The organism is Pannonibacter phragmitetus DSM 14782 (assembly GCF_000382365.1).
In the GTDB taxonomy this organism is placed as follows: domain Bacteria; phylum Pseudomonadota; class Alphaproteobacteria; order Rhizobiales; family Stappiaceae; genus Pannonibacter; species Pannonibacter phragmitetus.
In genome coordinates, this window is the sequence record NZ_KB908245.1 from 1 (window position 1) to 4,538 (window position 4,538).

General features: G+C 58.7%; 4 protein-coding genes and 2 pseudogenes. 2 read left to right on the plus strand and 4 right to left on the minus strand.

What is annotated here, in order from left to right:
- Window positions 1–198: pseudogene (locus H163_RS0121720) on the plus strand (IS3 family transposase); the annotation flags it as partial.
- An 878-nt stretch (window positions 199–1,076) separates the two neighbouring features.
- Window positions 1,077–2,081, plus strand: a complete 1,005-nt coding sequence (locus H163_RS0121725; RefSeq protein ID WP_019966717.1) for a tetratricopeptide repeat protein — start codon at window positions 1,077–1,079, stop codon at window positions 2,079–2,081.
- A gap of 142 nt (window positions 2,082–2,223) precedes the next feature.
- On the opposite strand, the gene H163_RS0121730 is transcribed toward H163_RS0121725, so the two are convergent.
- The 4 genes and pseudogenes from H163_RS0121730 to H163_RS24180 all read right to left on the minus strand — a co-directional run.
- Window positions 2,224–3,456 carry a type II toxin-antitoxin system HipA family toxin gene (locus tag H163_RS0121730; RefSeq protein ID WP_019966718.1) on the minus strand — a complete coding sequence of 411 codons (1,233 nt, stop codon included), beginning with the start codon at window positions 3,454–3,456 and terminating at the stop codon, window positions 2,224–2,226.
- The gene (locus tag H163_RS0121735) at window positions 3,456–3,833 is read right to left on the minus strand and encodes a helix-turn-helix domain-containing protein (protein ID WP_019966719.1); all 378 of its coding nucleotides are present in this window, start codon (window positions 3,831–3,833) and stop codon (window positions 3,456–3,458) included. Before H163_RS0121735 ends, H163_RS0121730 begins: the two co-directional genes overlap by 1 nt.
- Window positions 3,834–3,943: 110 nt before the next feature.
- Window positions 3,944–4,242 (minus strand): annotated as a pseudogene (locus tag H163_RS24870) (type IV toxin-antitoxin system AbiEi family antitoxin domain-containing protein); the annotation flags it as partial.
- Window positions 4,243–4,295: 53 nt separating this feature from the next.
- On the minus strand, window positions 4,296–4,538 hold a 243-nt coding region (locus tag H163_RS24180), incomplete at its 5' end, for a plasmid pRiA4b ORF-3 family protein (protein ID WP_247643342.1).

Genomic DNA, 4,538 nt, shown 5'->3' on the forward strand with positions numbered 1-4,538 from the left:
ATCAATGGCCTCTACAAGGCCGAGGTCATCTGGCGCCAGCGGTCATGGCCGAGCGCGTCGGCCGTCGAAATGGCGACCCTGCGCTGGGTCGATTGGTTCAACAACAACCGCCTGTTCGGCCCCATCGGGCACATCCCGCCCGCAGAGGCCGAAGCCAAATACCATGCAGCCCAAAAGACCCTCGATATGGTTGCATGACTCAAATGAAACTGCCTCCGGAAAACCCGGGACGGTTCACCGTGAGTTCGTAGCGGCGGCGTGTCATCATGGCTCCCAATTCGGAAGCCTTGAATCACGAACAACGTAATACGCCAAGAAAATTTATGAGTTTACGCCCTAGATAAAGAAAAGCCTCGCGCTTAGGCAGGAGCGGAACAGGAAAGCTGCGGACCGGCGGCTTGGCTCGCGATACGCGTTGACGCGCTGCCTCTGCGGATAAACCAGATACGACAAGGGCCTCAACGATCCGTGAGGAACGTGAGGGACCATGCTCGGAAAGGTACTGCGCAACGCTGGTCATAGGGCATGTCACACTGCTTAATTTATTAATTCAGCTACCTTATTGTCCATCATTCTTCAATGATGCGTCATGAGTTTTATAAATCAATGACTTACATGACACTTTTCGCTGCTGATTTTTTGGCCTCTGTCACAATGGGTTTTGGGGCCCTTTTCCTGGCCTGCTTTCGCACCCGAAAAATAGCTACTGGGCATTGCCTCTGCACTGATTTGTGATGTCGGCATTCGCCCGCGCATTCGCTGCCGCTTAGTGAAAGTCGAAAGCTGCCGCACTGCTGACCAGGACACGCAAGTATCGGACAATAGCGTGGAAACGGCGGTTCACTATATCGCATGGTAGTGTGCGGTGATCGGCGGCGATATCGGGTCATAGAGGGGTTGGCGGACCATAGGGGTTTCGAACGCGTATATCGAAATATTCCAACGCCGCTCCGCGCGATCATAAATGATATTCGTTCTCAGGAAATCGTCACCGACGTCTACAGAAGACGCTGTGGTGGCCACTGAAACGCTCTGAACACATATGCCCGCAGAAAGGGCAGGACAGGAGACAGGGCATGCTCACGCTTGAAATCTTCGATGACGGCGGTGTTTTCCGTCATGGCGATGACTATGACCGGATCGTCGAGGAACTGGATGACGCGCTCGAACAGCGCGACGGCGGGACGCTTGCGCCCGCAAAATACCTCAAGACCCTGAAGGTGCTAGTCGATCGTCACCCTCATTTCATCGATGGTTATGCCCATCTGGGCTATGCGCTCATGGAAGAAGGCAAGCCCAAGCTCGCACTGCGAGCCTGCCTTAATGGCCTGGAAGTGGGTGAGCGTGCGATCCCAGCCAGTTACGCCGGTTCGATCGAATGGGGCTTTCTGGAAAACCGTCCCTTTCTGCGCGCGGCGCAGGGCGTCGTCCTGTTGCAGCTCCGGCTTGGCCAGCGCAAGGACGCTCTGCGACTGATGGAAAAGATGCTTGCCTGGAATCCGAACGACAATCAGGGCATCCGCTACCTGATAGGTCCAGAATATCTTCGCGCTGGCGAAACGGCAAAGGCCGAGCGTGTTTTCACCGACGAAGCCGCACACTACCCGCCTTATCACTATGAGCAGGCCCTATTGCACCTGAGGGCCGGCAATCACGTCGCTGCCGCGACCAGGCTGCGCCGTGGTTTTGTCGCGAACGGCTATATCGCCGAGATGTTGTCAGGGAACCCCGAGCCGGCGGCGCTTGCGATTTGGCACGGCTCGAACCTTGCCGAACCGGAAACGGCTCGCAGCTATCTGGATCAGTGCGGCGACCTATGGCAGCGAACTCCCGGTGCTGTCGCCTTTGTACGCTGGCTGCACACGCATCCCAAAGTCCTCGCCGAAAGGGCCGCCGTCCTTGAATGCCAGGAGGCGCTGTTATGGGAGCACGATTTTGAAAAACGGAAAGCGCTGGGCTTGAAAGAGAAGGCAGTACGCGCGCGGATAGATGACGCTCTTTCGGCGGAGATCGTTCGGAAAAAAGCCGACCGTCATGGGCGCCCGATCGAACCGTGGCGATATCAACGCACGCGTTTTTGAAGCCTTGAGTACGGTGCCCCGGCTTCATGGTTCTCGGGTTCGTCCCATGACCATTGAAGCAGCGTAGCACTGGTCACGAGGCGGGTCGACCTTCAAAAACTCACATTTGACTAATAATACGTCATTAATAGTCAGATATGACTTAAAGGCCGCGTGCTGTTTCCATCTCATCGCCGACAAAAGCAGCCTCATAGCCGCGCGCCAGCGCGCCGGAGACGCCAACCAGTCTGAAGGCTTCCCGCCATCCGTCAGAAATGCGCTTCGCCGTTGTCCGGATCATCTCCCGTGCCTCGGCCCCGGGAATCTCGAAAAACTCGCAGGCTTCCAGTGCAAGGATGATCGACCGATCATGGGCGCCGCCCTCGAGGATTGCCGTCTCGAGATGCGGGTTGCGATCCGGTGCCGGGTTAACGTCGAATACCGGCGACAAGCGCCACTGACCCGCTCCCACATAGAGGAAACCGTGGTTCTTCAGGTGATCGTCCTTGTTGGACACGAGGATCGTGAAGATCAGACGCCGGTAAAGTTCACGGAAATCATCAGAGGGATCGGGTGAGTAAGCCCGCATGAAATCGACGATCTCCGTATAGGAACCCGGCTCCGCCCCCGTCTTGCCGAGCGCAGTGCGCGCGGAGATGTAGGGAATTCGTGCGGCCCCACGCCGGTCGAACCGCTGGATCAGCGCGACCGGGAACGGCGTGTCCGCCAGTTCCAACCGTGCCTCGGGCGTGCGGATACCGCAGGCTGCCGCCAGACGCAGCGTCGCGATCTCGACGCGCTCGATTGGCTGTTGATCGTGGACCGAGGTGAACTTCGCCAGCCACAGCACATCGCCGTCCCTGACATTGGCTTTGGGGCGAGCGCCGCCGGAGCCGCCGGCGCCGGCCAGCGCCTGCATTTCCTCGGGCGGGATTTCCTTGCCTTGCTCATAGGCCCGCGCGATCGCCGTGATGGTTTCGAGGTCGACCAGACGCGGAACGGCATCCGCTGCCTTGCCGCGAATGACATCGCCCTTGTCATCCAGAAAGCGCAACGCGCCTTGCCGGCAGGTATCGTCGGAAAGCGTCAGATACTCGAATTCGTTGAGACCATTGCCATAGGCACGTTCGAGCAGCCTCCGTCCCCAACTGTCCGGAGCCGCATCCGCGAAAACGCCCGCCAATGCGTCGCGCATATTCCCTGGCTGCCCTGACGTGTGAAAAGGGCCAGCCTCAAGAGAGAAATCGGGCTGTATGGGAAAGGCACGCGGGTTTTCGATCCATTCAGCACCATAAGCGAAAGTCGAGAACTGGCGCGGCCCGGCATGGGTGAAACGCAACTGGCCCACCGGTGTCCGGCTTTCGCCAAGCGCGACGTGGGCGACGAAATCGGCCATCAGAAGGACGCCCCGTCAAGGTCCACGACGTCATGCAGATCCTTCGCTTCCTCCGTCTGAGCCTTCTGCTTTTTCAGCCTTGCCGCGAAAGAACGGCCCCTGCGCCGTCCGTGCTCCGTTGCCAGCGCCAGCCCCAGATCGTCCTTGCGGATATCGATCAGGTCAGCGAGCCGCTCCAGAAGGCCGAGCACCACGAGTACGTCGGCAAGCGTTCCGATGGCAACGCCCGGATCACCCCGTTCAAGGCGGGCGATGGAACTTGGCGAGGTTCCTGCACGCACTGCGAGATCCGCCACGGCGATGCCACGCCGCAGCCGCGCGTTGCGGATATCCTGGCCCAGCCGTTCCAGTGCGGGTTTTGCCTTAGGGGAACTCATCTAAATCATCCATATATGATATGATATAGCTACAAACTGCTCATATATGACTAATTAACTCCAAAGTCAAGAATTCCAGCCGGTCCCCTCCGGGATCGCCAACGCCTCTTTGGGCGACCTGCGACAGGGTGTGTCTCAACCTCTTCGGCCAGCAGACGATCTGTGAAACGCACCAGCCGAATCGGCGTGCCGTCAGATTTCGGGGACCAGTCCTTCTGACCCACGGCGAGTCAAACCTGCCTCGGCAGTTGATCGGTCAGCCCGTGGAGCGACAGGGCCGAAACGAGGCAAACCACGGCCTTCGGAACCCGTTTAGCCACCTCAGCGATACTGTGGTGAACGTCGAGGGGCGCATCGGAAAGTTGATAAGTCCTCGCGCGAGCGGAATCACCTCGCCGTCGCGTTCCATGCGCCTGTTGGTTTGCAAGCATCCGGCGTAGACCGCGTCGGTCTGGTTTGCGGTCAATGGCACTTGTTCTGGCTCTTTGCGAAGCCTGCTTTTCCGAGGGTTCTGCGGCGAGCGAGCTTGGCGATGCGTTCACGGATCATGTCTGTGCCGATGTCTGAGGGATCGAAGAGGCCACCATACCAATCCGCGACTTCGTGATGCTGGGGATGTCGTGGCTTTGCCATTGCTTTCAGGAAGTCTTCGAAGCCGGGTAAGCCGCCGACATCTTCCGGCGGCGCTCGTCGTTCACCGTCAAC